Origin of the sequence: Spirosoma aureum (assembly GCF_011604685.1) — a bacterium.
In the GTDB taxonomy this organism is placed as follows: Bacteria; Bacteroidota; Bacteroidia; order Cytophagales; family Spirosomataceae; genus Spirosoma; species Spirosoma aureum.
Window position 1 is genome coordinate 3,572,915 of the sequence record NZ_CP050063.1, and the last position, 13,855, is coordinate 3,586,769.

Genomic DNA, 13,855 nt, shown 5'->3' on the forward strand with positions numbered 1-13,855 from the left:
CGTTATGAAAAGGTCTATCTGCTTCCTCTTCCTGCTGGCGCTGGCACTAACAATTTGTCAGGCACAGGATGTCAGTAAAAAGTTACGAATTCTGGTCCTGACCGATATCGAAAATGAGCCGGATGATGCTCAGTCGATGGTTCGTTTTCTGACCTACGTAAATCAATGGGATGTAGAAGGGCTCGTGGCGACCACGTCTGTCCACCAGCGAAATCGGGTAGCCCCCGAGCGTATCCGGCGGATTGTGCAGGCCTACGGTAAAGTTCGGACTAACTTACTGCTTCACGAAAAAGGATACCCCGAAGAGGCTTATTTGCTGAGCGTTATCAAATCGTCGGTCCCCAAATATGGCATGGACGCCGTTGGGCCGGGCAACGATTCCGAAGGTTCGGAGCACATCATTGCTGTCGTCGACAAAAAAGATGAACGGCCGGTCTGGATACCCATTTGGGGCGGGGCAAACTGCCTGGCGCAGGCACTCTGGAAAGTTCGGCAGACCCGTACACCCGCCGAGGTCGACAAATTTGTTGCTAAACTTCGTGTCTATACGATTTCTGATCAGGACGATACCGGGCCGTGGCTTCGGAAGACGTTTCCTTCTCTATTCTTCATCGTAAGCCCTGGCTTTCATGCACGCGGTGGTTATCATTATTCAACCTGGCGAGGCATCAGTGGCGATGGATTTACGCGTGGTTTCGATGGGGCTGATTCCAACCTGGTAAACAATGCCTGGCTGGATGCGAATATTCGTAAAAATCATGGTCCGTTGGGGGCCGAGCACCCACATACGGATTTTATTATGGAAGGCGATACGCCCAGTTTTCTCTGGCTGATAAACAATGGCCTGAGCGACCCTGAGCATCCGAATTATGGTAGCTGGGGGGGACGTTATGAACTCTACACTCCTCGCACCCGAAAATGGTTCATGGAACCCGAAACCCGACCCATCTGGACCGATGCTGAAGATGAGGTACAGGGGATCGACGGTGCCTGGCATAACAGCAACAAAGCAACGATCTGGCGATGGCGAAAAGCGTATCAGCATGATTTTGCCGCCCGCATCGACTGGACGGTCAAGCCCTATAAAGAAGCCAATCATCCGCCCGTTGCCGTTCTGGGTCATGCCAGTGAGCTACAGGTAAAAGGTGGGGAAAAGATTACGCTAAATGCGGAAGGGTCCAGTGATCCCGATGGGAATTCGTTGACATACGAGTGGATTTATTACCGTGAACCTGGGACATTCGAAAGCAATCGCCCGCTCGAAATACAGGATAAACAGAAAAAGAATGCCTTTATCGTAGCACCCAAAGTAACTACACCTGAAACAATCCATATCGTACTGGCCGTGACTGATGCGGGTGAGCCCGCTCTGACGCGTTACCGGCGCGTTATTGTAACCGTACTGCCCTGATTTTTTGTCAGTTCGATCAGGGCACAAAGTGAACGGACTGAGAAACGAGTAGCAGTTGTTTCCTAAACCCTCATGCACAACCTATTCACCTACAGTAGATTACTGGCACTGCTGCTCCTGTTCGCAGTGGCAATTGGCTGTACGACCAAATCGAAAACGGGCCAGCCCAAAAAGGTAGCGGTTATTGTGTCAACGCTCAATAATCCGTGGTTTGTGGTGCTGGCTGAAACTGCTGCGGCTCAGGCGAAAGCATTGGGCTATGAGGCAAAGATCTTTGATTCACAGAACAACACAGCCCTGGAAAACGACCATTTCGAGAACGCCATCGTATCTGGGTTTGATGCCATTCTGCTCAATCCAACCGATTCGGATGGCTCCATCGTGAATGCTATGAAAGCCAAAGAGGAGGGTATTCCGGTGTTTTGTATGGACCGGGAAGTGAACTCGCCCGGGGCAGCGACCTGTCAGATTCTGTCCGACAATTACTCGGGCTGCGTGGCAATCGGCAAATATTTTGTTCAGACCTTGGGCAAAAAGGCAAAAACGGCGTCCGTTAACTATGTCGAGATTTTAGGATTGGTAGGCGACAACAACACCTGGAACCGGTCGAAGGGTTTTCATAGTGTGGTGGATCGCTATCCTGGCTTTAAACTGGTCGCTCAGCAAAGTGCTGATTTTGACCGGAATAAGGCGATGGAAGTATTGGAGTCAATTCTCCAGGCACACCCCGATATCGATGCCGTCTTCTGTGGAAATGATGCGATGGCGATGGGGGCTTATCAGGCGTTGGTAGCGGCTGGCAAGGCCAAAGAGGTTGGCGTGTTTGGGTTCGATGGGGCCGATGATGTGATGAACTCCATCCGTGATGGCAAGATTAAAGCCACGGGACTGCAATCGCCCCAGACGATGGCCAGAACGGCCGCTCAGTATGCCGACGAATACATCAAGGGTAAGCGGGATTTTGCCAAAAAAGTACCCGTAGCTGTCGAACTGGTCGATCAGGCGAATATCGCTGACTATCAAGATCCTAAAAAGCTCTGAGAAACCATGTCTACAAGTATTCTTAAAAATCTTGCGTTATTGGTTCTGGTCGGCGTAGTTGCCTATAACTCCGTTTACATCAAAAAACTGGATGAGGTAAAGAAAGCAGCTGGTTCAAGTCTTGGTCCAGCATTTAATGCAGCCACTTATTCGGAGACGTTCTGGACTACCAAACTGATTCCTGCCACTCAGCAATCGGCAACTGATTTAACCTCGCTCCTGACTCTGTTGAAAACAGATAAAGAGAAGGCCATGTCCAGCTATTCACATGCGTTGGGAATTGGTAATATTCGCTATTTTCTGGTAAAAGGGGAGGGCATAATAACCGCCATTAGCGACGAAGACGTAACGGTTCTATTACCCGATGGCGAGTCCGTAAAACTGGCTACTGAATACATTTTTGGTAATGCGGTCCGGGATGCGTCCGGGTTAATCCAGATCACTGAGTTCGACAATACGATGGATCTGAACAACGTGTCTGCCGCACTCAACGATATTATTCGCAGGAAGGTGATTCCTGGTTTGAAAAGCCGCGCCAAAAAAGGGGATAAAGTCAGCTTTGTGGGCGCAATCGAACTGAATCGGGAGCACCTGCACCTTGATAATCTGGAGGTGATTCCGATCACCGTGAAGTAAACCTGTTCAATACCTTGCCGTGGTGTCGCGCTCTTAAAACTCGACACTACCCTAGAAACCCGACCATGCTCGTAGCAGACGATATCACCAAGCGATTTTCGGGCGTAACTGCGCTTGACAAGGTGTGCCTTGAGTTTCAGGCCGGGAAGGTAACTGCTGTAATTGGCGAGAACGGAGCGGGCAAGTCTACGCTGATGAAAATTCTGTCGGGTGTTTACCCGGACTACGAGGGACAAATTCGGTTCAATGGGCAACCCGTCCGGTTTTCGTCCGTTCGCGATGCCCAGGATTGTGGTATAACAATTATCCACCAGGAGCTCAACCTTATTCCGTATCTGAGTATCACGGAAAATATCTTTCTGGGTCGTGAGATTACCACGCGCTGGGGTACACTCGATAAGAAAGCCATGCGGCATACCTGCCAGCAGCTACTGGACAAACTGAAGCTAAGTCTTGACCCCGACAGGCTGATTGCGGACTTGAAAGTTGGTCAGCAACAGGTCGTAGAAATTGCCAAAGCGTTGCTGGTTGACTCAAAAGTCATCATCATGGATGAGCCAACATCGGCCATCAGCGAAAGCGAAGTGGCGGTCTTATTTGGCATCATCGACGATTTGAGAAGCGAGAATAAAGCTATTGTGTACATCTCCCACAAACTGGATGAGCTGTTTACGATTGCTGATCACTTTGTTGTGCTGCGGGATGGGAAATCGATCGAATCGGGCGATATGCAAAGCATGGACCACGACACGCTCATTCGTAAAATGGTGGGTCGGGATATTACCAGTATCCGGCGGCAGCGGAATGACCATGGATATAGCCCTCTTTTGTCCGTCGAAAACCTATGTCTTACGCATCCAGTCCGCGCGCAGGAAAATCAACTGAAGAATATTTCATTGACAGTTGGCCGGGGTGAAATTGTTGGCATTTTTGGGCTCATGGGTGCCGGTAGGACCGAATTGCTGGAAACGCTATTTGGACTTCATCCGAAACGGGCTAACGGAATCATTCGCCTGAACGGTGAAACTGTTTCCTGTAAGGCACCCATCGATGCGATCAGGGCGGGTATGGCGCTGGTGCCCGAAGATCGCAAAAAAGATGGCCTCGTTCTGGGGCTCGATGTTCAAACCAATATTAGCTTATCGACCCTCGACTCCATTGAGCAGACCGGCTTGCTGAACCGGCAAAAAGAGTCGAATCTGGCTAAAAAATACATTGCTGAGTTACGGATAAAAACTCCTTCCGAAAAGCAGGCGGCTAAAAATCTGAGTGGCGGCAATCAACAGAAAATCGTTCTGTCGAAATGGCTGGCTACCCACCCGAAGCTATTGATGCTGGATGAACCCACACGGGGTATCGACGTCAATGCCAAGAATGAAATTTATAAACTCATTCTTCAACTGGCCGACGAGGGTATGGGCATCATCGTCGTTTCGTCAGAACTGCCCGAAATTCTGGCCATTTCAGACCGCGTTCTGGTCATGAGCGAAGGAACCATAACGGCCGAAATGTCGGCAGAGGATGCTGCTGAAGATTCTATACTCAAAGCCGCCATTCCTAAAACCCTTTAAACGCCTAAGTCTTATGCAGGCACAGTTGCAAACCTATCGACCCGTTTTTCTGAAATTTCAGTCGCTCATTGCGCTGTTTATACTCTGCCTGGGTATCAGCCTGATGTCCGACAAATTCCTGACAGTGGCCAATTTCTGGAACGTTCTGCGGCAGATCTCGGTCAACGTCTGTATTTCTACGGGCATGACCCTTGTTGTCCTGACAGCGGGGATCGACTTGTCGGTTGGCTCCATACTGGCTTTGTCGGGGGCAATAACGGCCGGATTACTCCGGAACGGTATTCAGCTTCCGTCCGCAAATCTCTACATTGGCTTTACCTTGCTCGGTGCGATGCTGGCCGGATTGCTGACAGGCTCAGGACTGGGCTGGTTCAACGGCTGGGCCATTACCCGGTTTAAGTTGCCGCCGTTTGTGGCTACACTGGCTATGCTCACCATTGCGCGCGGCCTGACCATGCTCTGGACCGAAGGCTTTCCCATTACCGGTCTGGGTGATTCCTTTACCTATTTAGGTACGGGTTGGTTTCTGGGAATTCCGTTACCAGTCTGGGTATCGGGCATCATCGTTGCTGTCGCGGTACTAATTACTGACAAAACCCGCTTGGGCCGGTATATCTACGCGATTGGCGGTAGTGAAAGTGCTTCCCGGTTATCGGGTGTTAACATCAACCGAATCAAAATTATCGTCTATACTCTCGCGGGTGCACTGGCCGCTGTGGGCGGTTTACTGGTCACCTCCCGGCTCGATTCGGCTCAGCCCAATGCCGGTACCAGCTATGAACTAGACTCCATTGCGGCTGTCGTTATTGGCGGTACATCGCTATCTGGCGGGCGTGGCAGTATTTTAGGAACCGTTCAGGGAGCCATTATTATTGGTGTGTTGAATAATGGTCTGGTGCTGCTCAATGTATCTCCGTTTTGGCAGCAAGTTGTAAAAGGCTTTGTTATTCTGCTGGCCGTTATTATCGATAAACGAACGGATAATGAGAAATAAACAGAAATAATCTCTTGTCTGCCAGATTGTTAGTTGTTCTCATTTTCTGCCAATAAACATGAACAGTTCCTATATTCTAGCCATAGATCAAGGCACAAGTAGCACAAAGACCCTGCTTTTTGATGAAAATGGCCAGGTGATTTCGCGCGCTTCGGAACCGTTGAAAACCAATTATTTCGGTGATGGGTATGTGGAGCAGGACCCCGAAGAAATTGTTCGGAACGTGCTCACTTCCGTTGGCAAGTGCCTTGATTCCTTTGTCGCTCAGGGCGGTAATCTGCGGTCGATAACGGCCTGCGGAATTTCTAATCAGCGGGAAACCTTCGTTGTCTGGGATGAGGCCGGTGTGCCGCTCTATAAGGCTATTGTCTGGCAATGCAAGCGTTCCATAGCCGTTTGTGAACGATTAAAAGCCGAAGGACTCGAAGAGCCGATTCGTACGAAAACGGGCTTATTTATCGATCCATATTTTTCGGGGAGCAAGCTCATCTGGTTGTATGAACAGAATGAAAAAGTCCGTCAGGCTATCGATTCCGGAAAGGCTTATTTTGGCACGGTAGATACCTGGCTACTTTATAAATTAACCAATGGGCAGCGCTATCTGACCGATTATACCAATGCCTCCCGCACGCTCTTTTTCAACCTTCAGACGCTTGCATGGGATCAGGAAATCCTGGCGCAGTTTGGCCTTTCCCGACTGAATTTGCCCGAGCCAAACCCTTCCTCGTTTTTGTTTGGCGAATCGAATTTTAACGGCATGTTCGACCATCCCCTTCCTATTACCAGTATGATTGGTGATTCGCACGCGGCTGCGTTCGGGGAGGGATGTTTCGCCCCCGGAACGGCCAAAGCGACGCTCGGAACGGGTTGTTCGATCATGATGGATATTGGTCCAGCGTGTAAAGAATCGAATCATGGCATGGTGACGACCATCTGCTGGAGCACCGAAGAACGGGTCGACTATGCTCTGGAAGGCGTAATCGTTACCTGTGGCGCAACCATCGAATGGCTGAAAAATAATCTGGAGTTGTTTGCCGAAAGCCGGGATACGGAAGCATTGGCGACAGCCGTAGCCGACAATGGGGGCGTTTATGTTGTCCCTGCTTTCAGCGGTCTGGGCGCTCCTCACTGGGACATGGCCCGGAAAGCGTCTATTTCTGGCCTTACATTTGGCTCCACCAAAAATCACATTATCAGAGCTGCCCTTGAATCGATTCCCTACCAGATCAAGGATGTAATCGTTACTATGGAGCAGGACACCGGTATAACGTTAGCGGAGCTAATGGTCAATGGTGGTTTGACCTCGAATGGTTTCGTTCTTCAGTTTCTGGCTGACCTCCTCAATAAGCCCGTTATCAACCGCGAAATGGCCGATATTTCGGCGTTAGGGGCTGCCTATCTGGCTGGTTTAAAAGCGGGTGTTTATCGGGACTTAGCGCATTTACAGCAGTTAAACGACTGTAAGTCTGTTATTGATCCTTCGGCGAATCGGCTATCGGTAGGAAAGGCTTACGCGGGCTGGCAACTGGCCCTGGAAACGAACCTGCACTAAGGTGAAACCCTTTATTTTTCTACTTTTATCTGCTCGATCAGCAATTCTACCGTCTTTAGGATTTTGTCCAGGCTGGTTGGATTATTGGTCACTCGGGCAATCATGATACCGCCTTCAATGAGGGCAATAATTGACAGGGCACTGCGCTCGGGTTCAACAGTTTCGAGGAATTCGCCGGTCTTAATGCCCGCTTTGATAATGTCAGTTATCGACTTTTTCCATTCCAGAATTGCTTTCGCAGCTTTGTCTTTCAGAAGATTGTTGGTGTCATCGGCTTCAATGGCCGTGTTTAGAATGGGGCATCCGCCTGGCAAAAAGGGGGCGCGAATGAAAGTCCCGTAAACCACGGCATAGACCAGCAATTTCTCTGAATTTGAGATTGCCTGCACCATGTGCTGCTGAACCGCCTGTTTAATCCGTGATAGGTTGTAATCAAAAACAGCCAGGGCCACTTCTTCTTTGTTTTCAAAGTTGCCGTAAATACTGCCCTTCGTTAAGCCGGTAGCCTCAGTTAAATCGGCTAACGACGTTCCTGCATAGCCTTTTGTGTTAAAAATGCCTGCGGTCATTTCTATGATAAACTGGCGGGTTCGTTCCGCTTTTGATTGTTTGGTAGCCATGTTATAAATGTGCTGTCTAGTATTAAAGCTCAGTAAAGCTGTACCTGTAAAAGCCTAATGACCTTGCTTATAGAACCTATTTGACGATTATAGGCTGGTAGAACTAATTGTGTCAATAATTTGATTTGATAAATATACCGATTGGTATTGTATTTTCATACATTTGCGACGCTTTTTTAACGATAGCTTTACCGAATACCAGGTCTGGTGAATGCAAGGCCGAGTTGTTATTAATCAAAAACAAACATGTTACACCGAGTTGTTATTACTGGTGTGGGAGCATTGACTCCTGTTGGTCACGACGTGGAAACGTTTTGGCAAAATGTAGTAAATGGTCAAAGTGGCGCGGCCACGATCACGCATTTTGATGCTTCCTTATTTCGCACCCAATTCGCCTGCGAACTCAAAAATTATGACGCTACGCAGTATCTAAGCCGGTCGGATATCAAGCGGACCGACCTCTTTACACAATATGCTTTAATTGCTTCTGATCAGGCCATTAAGGATTCTGGTTTCGAATTGGATAAGATGGACCCATTCGATGTAGGTGTCATTTGGGGATCGGGCCAGGGGGGGATGGATACCTTCGAAGAGCAGGTTAAAGAATTTGCGCTAGGCACTGGCCAGCCCCGGTTTAGTCCGTTTTTTATTCCCAAGCTGATTGCAAACATGGCTTCGGGTATGATTTCCATTCGGAACGGCTACATGGGCATTAACTATACGACGGTTTCGGCCTGTGCTACGTCGAATACCGCCATTATGGATGCCTTCAACTACATTCGGCTGGGGAAAGCAAAAATCATTGTCAGTGGTGGTTCTGAAGCGCCCATCACACCGGCGTCATTTGGCGGATTTAGTGCGTTGAAGGCTATGTCTGCTCATAATAGTGAGCCAGCTGTTGCCTCCCGCCCGTTCGATGTAAACCGGGATGGATTCGTTATGGGCGAAGGAGCGGGTGCTTTAATCCTTGAAGAATACGAACATGCCGTTAAACGTGGCGCACATATATACGGGGAAATTACCGGGGCCTCAATGACCGCCGATGCATATCACATGACGGCTACTCATCCGGAAGGTATCGGCGCATCGAAAGCCATGCAACTGGCTTTGAATGAGGCCAATATCACCATTTCGGATGTAGATTACCTGAATGCGCACGCTACCTCCACGTCGGTAGGTGACCTGTCGGAAATAAATGCGGTGTTAAGTCTGACCGGAACCGAGAAAACAAAACTGAAAATTAGCGCTACCAAATCCGTAACGGGGCATTTGTTAGGAGCCGCCGGTGCTGTCGAGGCAATTATTTGTCTGTTATCTATCCGTGACAGCGTTATTCCGCCAACGATCAATACCGCCATTCTGGACCCGGCAATTCCGGAAAACCTGACTATTGTTACCAAAGAGGCTATGCCGTCTAGCGTGAATGTTGCGATGAGCAACACCTTTGGTTTTGGAGGGCACAATAGCATTGTGGTTTTTCAGAAACTATAAAGACATTCTGTACATTACAACGTGTAGGAGGCAGGGGCAAAGGAATCAAAGCAATAAACCGTTGTGACCATTGTGCCTGCCTCGCGTTTTTTTGTCTGAACAACTAATGGGCCCAATTCAAGCCAGCGGTTCTGAACTTGATCTCACGGGCTCCCTGACCGTCGAATCCAACGTCGATTACGGTTTCTTTGGCGGTTTTTAACTGATTGATCAGTTTCTGTTCTGAATCAAAAAATATGATATTAGCCCGTCCGTTTTCAGCAGCGGAGAACGCATAGGGAATAGCGGGTTTGTTGTCGAAACGGATTCGGGCATTTCCGCCCTGAAAACTCCGGTTGAACTGCCCTTTTGATACCTCCAGATAGACGTTAGTGCCACTGCTCCGTTTCCGAATGGTCAATGTTGCCGATGACCCACCTTCGTAGGGAAACGGAAATTCGAGCAGGTTGGAGGAAATAATCGATGCTTTATAAACCGGATTGTTTGTTCGATCGGTTGTGCGGTCATACTGCCACTTCCCGGCATTGGCAGGGACTTGGTTCGTAGACCCAGACTTCATGGTTCCCTCCCCGGAAAGTTGTCCACTGGCCGTTTCGGTGGCTGCCCGCCCTGTATCGGTGGCTCCGGATTGGGTTGATTTTTCCTTTGTTGAACAACTGAATAGGGTCAGAAAACTAAGGCAATACAGGCTTTTTTTCATAGTGACTTTCTCCGAATAGATCCCAAAACTACTGGATTCTTTGCCATAATTCAGATGATGGATGAGAGTAGCGCGTTAAACTATTGAAAAACGCCTGCCTTGCACCGTACAGTTTTAGATTGGTAGTAATTCCTTGGGTAGCTGGCTTCCAACGGACTTGGTACGCTGTCCACATGCGTACAAAAACTGTCCGTTTCTGGACAGCGATCGTCAACTATACCTAAAATAAAAGGCTTTAATGGAGTGCAATAGGCATGTTTTTGGTTTGGCAGGACATTTGTTTAGCAAATAATAATCAAATGGAGCAAAAACTGTATTCGTATGGGCCGAGCCTACTTAGGTGAATTCGAGGAACTGGTTTTATTGGCCGTGGCTGTATTGCAGGGAGACGCTTACGGAGTCGTTATTGCTGCTGAGCTGAAACAACGCACGAATCGAATTAGTAGCCTCAGTGGTGTACATATCGCGCTTTACAGGCTAGAGGAAAAAGGCTTTGTTTCTTCAGAACTTGGAGGGGCTACCATGAACCGAGGTGGGCATCGGAAGCGGTTGTTTACCGTTACGGCAACAGGAAGGCAAACACTGAATGAGATGCGGATTGTACATAACGACCTCTGGGACTCTATTCCTACTCCTTCTCTGGCATAAATCATGGCAAATCATACACCAACTCCCCCGGCCTGGGCCGATCGCTTATTAGCATGGCTGTGTCCACCTCATTTGCTGGAAGAACTGCTGGGTGATCTGCACGAGCAGTTTGCCGAACAGGTAACCGACCTGGGCGAACAAAAAGCACGACAACTGTATGTGGTGGAGATCGTCAAATTCATTCGTCCTTATTTTTTAAAGCGACGAGTGGGCCATTTTGCGCAGCCGATGAGCATCCCCGTTTCTCAGGGGGCGCATCGCTTTAAAACCAATGAATTTCCTCAACCCTTTTTTCTCCATCCAGACATGCTACGTAATTATGCAAAGATCGCCTTTCGTACTCTCTGGCGAAGCAAAGGGTATGCTACAATCAATGTGGTTGGCCTTGCCGTTGCTTTCTGCATCAGCTTATTCCTGTTTCTGATTGCGTATTTACAGCTCACTTTTGATTCTTTTCATGAGGATGGTGACCGTATTTTTCAGACCTATTTTTTCTCGAATGATCCGGAGCAGGCCAGTAGGTCGGCAGGTATGCCCTTACCCCTCATGCCTGCTTTAAAGACTGACTATCCGGAAATAGAGGCCGCGGCAAGATTTATTGTTGTCCGGAAAAGTCTGGTGGAGTATAAAGGGCGTTATTTTGATAAAAGCGTTTATCTCACGGACCCGGATTTTTTTAAACTCTTCTCCTTTCCGTTACGCAAAGGAAATCCGGAAAGCGCCCTGCGTGATTTAAGCAATGTTGTTATCAGCGAGAATATGGCCCAAACGCTATTCGGTATCGAAGATCCGATGGGCAAACCCGTAGAACTCGGCAGTGATGGCAACCGAAAGCAATATATCGTGTCGGGAGTATTGGCTGATGCCCCCTACAACTCAACGATTCATTACGACGCGTTGATTCGGGTCGAGAATCTTCCGGATTATCAGTCAGCGAAAGACAGTTGGGGGGCAAGCTCGCATCAGGTCTTTGTGAAATTACCCCCCAATATTGACCAGACCACGTTTGAAAGCCGATTAAAGGCGTTTGCTGTCAAATACTTTCATGGGTCTCTGGATGACCTCAAAAAGAAAGGTGCAAAACCCGATGAAAGGGGCGATGTGTTTGCGGTCCGGTTGCAGAAACTGGCTGACGTTCACTTTGGTCGGGAATTATCAGGCGGAAAAGGAGCACCCATTGCCTTGATCTATGTGTTGATGGGCATTGCCTTTTTTATTCTGCTGATTGCCTGCATCAACTTCATTAATCTGAGCGTGGCACGGTCGTTTACACGGGCAAAGGAAGTGGGCATCCGGAAGTCGCTGGGCGCATTGAAAAAGCAGCTTTTTGTTCAGATCTGGGGCGAATCGACCGTGATTTGTTTGATTGGTTTTGGGGTTGGTCTATTGCTTTCCTACCTACTTTTACCGGTTTTCAATGCCACATTTGATAGCAAACTAACCCTGGATTACGTAGCCCAACCTGGCTTTATCGGGTTAATGCTGCTCGTATTTGCGCTGATCACTTTTGTCGCAGGTGGATATCCGGCCTGGCAGATGGCGAAGTTTAATCCGGTTGAGGTGCTGAAAGGAAAAATTTCGCTGAAACGTCCCGGTATTTTGCGCAACTCACTCATTGTTACGCAGTTTACACTGTCTTGCCTGCTGACCTGCTGTACGATTATTGCGCTTCAGCAAATCGATTTTCTGCGGCAGCAACCACTTGGCTTTCAGAAAGAACAGGTAATCAGTATTCCGGTAGGGAGTCAGGTAAACGGGCGGCAGGTATTGCAACGGCTGCGCAATAAATTAGCTTCTGATCCTACCGTGTTGGCCATAACCGGTTCTGGTGTCAATTTAGGAAAGGGCAAGGATCGGGTTACTGCAAGAGGTGTGCTTGGCATCACCTACAAAGGGAAAGACATTGCAACCGACTGGCTGCTTGTTGATTATGACTACCTCAAAACGTTGAATATTAAACTTTTGGCGGGTCGGGATTTTGATCGGGCTTATCCGACAGATTCGGTGAATCGGGTAGTCATTACCGAAAGTATGGCCAGAATGATGGGAGAGGCAAATGCGGTCGGAACCCTTCTTCGTGATGATCATGATACATCGGGGGTCAAATCGCAGATTATTGGCATCATTTCTGATTTTCACCTCTATTCACTCGCCGACGAGAATAAACCAATTACCATGCATCTCTCACATAATGAGGCTATTCATTATGTATTTGTTCGGGTAGCGCCCCAGAATCTGGCGAATTCGATGGATAAGCTAAAAAACGTCTGGAAGGAAGTGGCCCCTCAATCGGAGTTTATGGGCTCTTTTCTGGATGAAAATGTCGATGCCTGGTATCAGGATGAAGAAATGTTGTCCAGGGTTTTTAGCCTGGCTGCCAGCATCGCCATTCTGTTGTCGTGTATTGGTCTGTTTGCCATTGCATTGATGGTCATCGAGCAGCGTACCAAAGAAATTGGTATTCGGAAGGTGCTCGGTGCGAGTACACCGACTATTATCCTCGTTCTTTCCAAAGACTTTATTAAGCTGGTGATCATCGCTTTGGGGATAGCCATACCACTCGCCTGGTATGGTATGCACACGTGGTTGAAAGGTTATCCGTTTCGAATCGAGATTAGTGCATGGGTATTTGTCGTGGTTGCGCTGGCCGCTATCCTCATTACATTCGCAACGGTAAGTTTTCATAGTATCAAGGCAGCTTTGATGAATCCGGTAAAATCATTGCGTTCCGAATAATACAAAGGGGCAGGGAGGAGGGAATCGGCCTCATTCTCGCCCTATGCTTCACACGTTTAAACCCAACTAATCATGAAAACGCTTATCATTTGTCTGCTCTTAAGTATTGGTACGATTGCAATGGCTAAAGATCCTGCGTCGTCGAAGGTCCGAACCCGAATCAGTGATGATTCACAAACAATCTCCATTCAAATCGATGGATTTAAACACGGTCGGAAGATCCAATACGATCACACTTTTGATGTGTCGGGTATGAACGTTCTGCAAAAAGAGCTCCTTACCTACCGTGCCTTCGACTCCCAGGGCCTACTGCCGCCACTCCATATGATGAAGTGGTTGATTTTTGCCGCTTTGGGTTTAACAGGGCTGATCCTAACGCTCATACTGGTCATCATTCAGCGTATGAAGTTTCGATTAAAGGTGTCATAGATGGAGTAAGAGCGTGCCAGAATTCC

The 13,855-nt window shown here is 48.4% G+C and carries 12 protein-coding genes; 10 read left to right on the forward strand and 2 right to left on the reverse strand.

What is annotated here, in order from left to right:
- Window positions 1-4: 4 nt before the first annotated feature.
- The 6 genes from G8759_RS13925 (at window position 5) to G8759_RS13950 (ending at window position 7,205) form a co-directional block, all read left to right on the forward strand.
- Window positions 5-1,411, forward strand: coding sequence for a DUF1593 domain-containing protein (locus G8759_RS13925; protein WP_167208912.1), 1,407 nt, complete (start codon window positions 5-7; stop codon window positions 1,409-1,411).
- 72 nt (window positions 1,412-1,483) lie between these two features.
- On the forward strand, window positions 1,484-2,452 hold the full coding sequence (locus G8759_RS13930) for a D-ribose ABC transporter substrate-binding protein (protein ID WP_167208914.1): 969 nt from the start codon (window positions 1,484-1,486) through the stop codon (window positions 2,450-2,452).
- Between the two features lie 6 nt (window positions 2,453-2,458).
- The gene (locus G8759_RS13935; RefSeq protein ID WP_167208916.1) at window positions 2,459-3,088 is read left to right on the forward strand and encodes a DUF2291 domain-containing protein; all 630 of its coding nucleotides are present in this window, start codon (window positions 2,459-2,461) and stop codon (window positions 3,086-3,088) included.
- Between the two features lie 65 nt (window positions 3,089-3,153).
- Entirely contained in the window at window positions 3,154-4,659 is a 1,506-nt protein-coding gene (locus G8759_RS13940) for a sugar ABC transporter ATP-binding protein (RefSeq protein WP_167208918.1), read from the forward strand.
- A 13-nt stretch (window positions 4,660-4,672) separates the two neighbouring features.
- A complete protein-coding gene (locus G8759_RS13945; RefSeq protein WP_167208920.1) occupies window positions 4,673-5,653 on the forward strand; it encodes an ABC transporter permease in 981 nt (326 codons plus the stop codon).
- Between the two features lie 58 nt (window positions 5,654-5,711).
- Window positions 5,712-7,205, forward strand: coding sequence for an FGGY family carbohydrate kinase (locus tag G8759_RS13950; RefSeq protein ID WP_167208922.1), 1,494 nt, complete (start codon window positions 5,712-5,714; stop codon window positions 7,203-7,205).
- A gap of 11 nt (window positions 7,206-7,216) precedes the next feature.
- Here G8759_RS13950 and G8759_RS13955 read toward each other — a convergent pair whose 3' ends face one another.
- The gene (locus tag G8759_RS13955; protein ID WP_167208924.1) at window positions 7,217-7,825 is read right to left on the reverse strand and encodes a TetR/AcrR family transcriptional regulator; all 609 of its coding nucleotides are present in this window, start codon (window positions 7,823-7,825) and stop codon (window positions 7,217-7,219) included.
- Window positions 7,826-8,071: 246 nt separating this feature from the next.
- Between G8759_RS13955 and fabF the strand changes: the two genes are divergently transcribed.
- Window positions 8,072-9,316 (forward strand): beta-ketoacyl-ACP synthase II, encoded by a 1,245-nt coding sequence (gene fabF, locus G8759_RS13960; RefSeq protein ID WP_167208926.1) that lies wholly within the window; start codon window positions 8,072-8,074, stop codon window positions 9,314-9,316.
- A 103-nt stretch (window positions 9,317-9,419) separates the two neighbouring features.
- On the opposite strand, the gene G8759_RS13965 is transcribed toward fabF, so the two are convergent.
- A complete protein-coding gene (locus tag G8759_RS13965; protein WP_167208928.1) occupies window positions 9,420-10,016 on the reverse strand; it encodes a hypothetical protein in 597 nt (198 codons plus the stop codon).
- Window positions 10,017-10,337: 321 nt separating this feature from the next.
- Here G8759_RS13965 and G8759_RS13970 point away from each other — a divergent pair, with 321 nt between their 5' ends.
- The 3 genes from G8759_RS13970 (at window position 10,338) to G8759_RS13980 (ending at window position 13,829) form a co-directional block, all read left to right on the forward strand.
- Window positions 10,338-10,664: a PadR family transcriptional regulator gene (locus G8759_RS13970; protein ID WP_167208930.1), complete on the forward strand. Its 327-nt coding sequence runs from the start codon at window positions 10,338-10,340 to the stop codon at window positions 10,662-10,664.
- Window positions 10,665-10,667: 3 nt separating this feature from the next.
- Complete coding sequence (locus G8759_RS13975) at window positions 10,668-13,400, forward strand: FtsX-like permease family protein (RefSeq protein ID WP_232074250.1); 2,733 nt, start codon at window positions 10,668-10,670, stop codon at window positions 13,398-13,400.
- A gap of 72 nt (window positions 13,401-13,472) precedes the next feature.
- Window positions 13,473-13,829, forward strand: a complete 357-nt coding sequence (locus tag G8759_RS13980; RefSeq protein WP_167208931.1) for a hypothetical protein — start codon at window positions 13,473-13,475, stop codon at window positions 13,827-13,829.
- Window positions 13,830-13,855: the final 26 nt, after the last annotated feature.

What these genes read in the sequence shown, in the direction of transcription:
- G8759_RS13925 (WP_167208912.1), top strand. Translation starts at nt 5, where the DNA reads ATGAAAAGGTCTATCTGCTTCCTCTTCCTGCTGGCGCTGGCACTAACA.
- G8759_RS13930 (WP_167208914.1), top strand. Translation starts at nt 1,484, where the DNA reads ATGCACAACCTATTCACCTACAGTAGATTACTGGCACTGCTGCTCCTG.
- G8759_RS13935 (WP_167208916.1), top strand. Translation starts at nt 2,459, where the DNA reads ATGTCTACAAGTATTCTTAAAAATCTTGCGTTATTGGTTCTGGTCGGC.
- G8759_RS13940 (WP_167208918.1), top strand. Translation starts at nt 3,154, where the DNA reads ATGCTCGTAGCAGACGATATCACCAAGCGATTTTCGGGCGTAACTGCG.
- G8759_RS13945 (WP_167208920.1), top strand. Translation starts at nt 4,673, where the DNA reads ATGCAGGCACAGTTGCAAACCTATCGACCCGTTTTTCTGAAATTTCAG.
- G8759_RS13950 (WP_167208922.1), top strand. Translation starts at nt 5,712, where the DNA reads ATGAACAGTTCCTATATTCTAGCCATAGATCAAGGCACAAGTAGCACA.
- G8759_RS13955 (WP_167208924.1), bottom strand. Translation starts at nt 7,825, where the DNA reads ATGGCTACCAAACAATCAAAAGCGGAACGAACCCGCCAGTTTATCATA.
- fabF (WP_167208926.1), top strand. Translation starts at nt 8,072, where the DNA reads ATGTTACACCGAGTTGTTATTACTGGTGTGGGAGCATTGACTCCTGTT.
- G8759_RS13965 (WP_167208928.1), bottom strand. Translation starts at nt 10,016, where the DNA reads ATGAAAAAAAGCCTGTATTGCCTTAGTTTTCTGACCCTATTCAGTTGT.
- G8759_RS13970 (WP_167208930.1), top strand. Translation starts at nt 10,338, where the DNA reads ATGGGCCGAGCCTACTTAGGTGAATTCGAGGAACTGGTTTTATTGGCC.
- G8759_RS13975 (WP_232074250.1), top strand. Translation starts at nt 10,668, where the DNA reads ATGGCAAATCATACACCAACTCCCCCGGCCTGGGCCGATCGCTTATTA.
- G8759_RS13980 (WP_167208931.1), top strand. Translation starts at nt 13,473, where the DNA reads ATGAAAACGCTTATCATTTGTCTGCTCTTAAGTATTGGTACGATTGCA.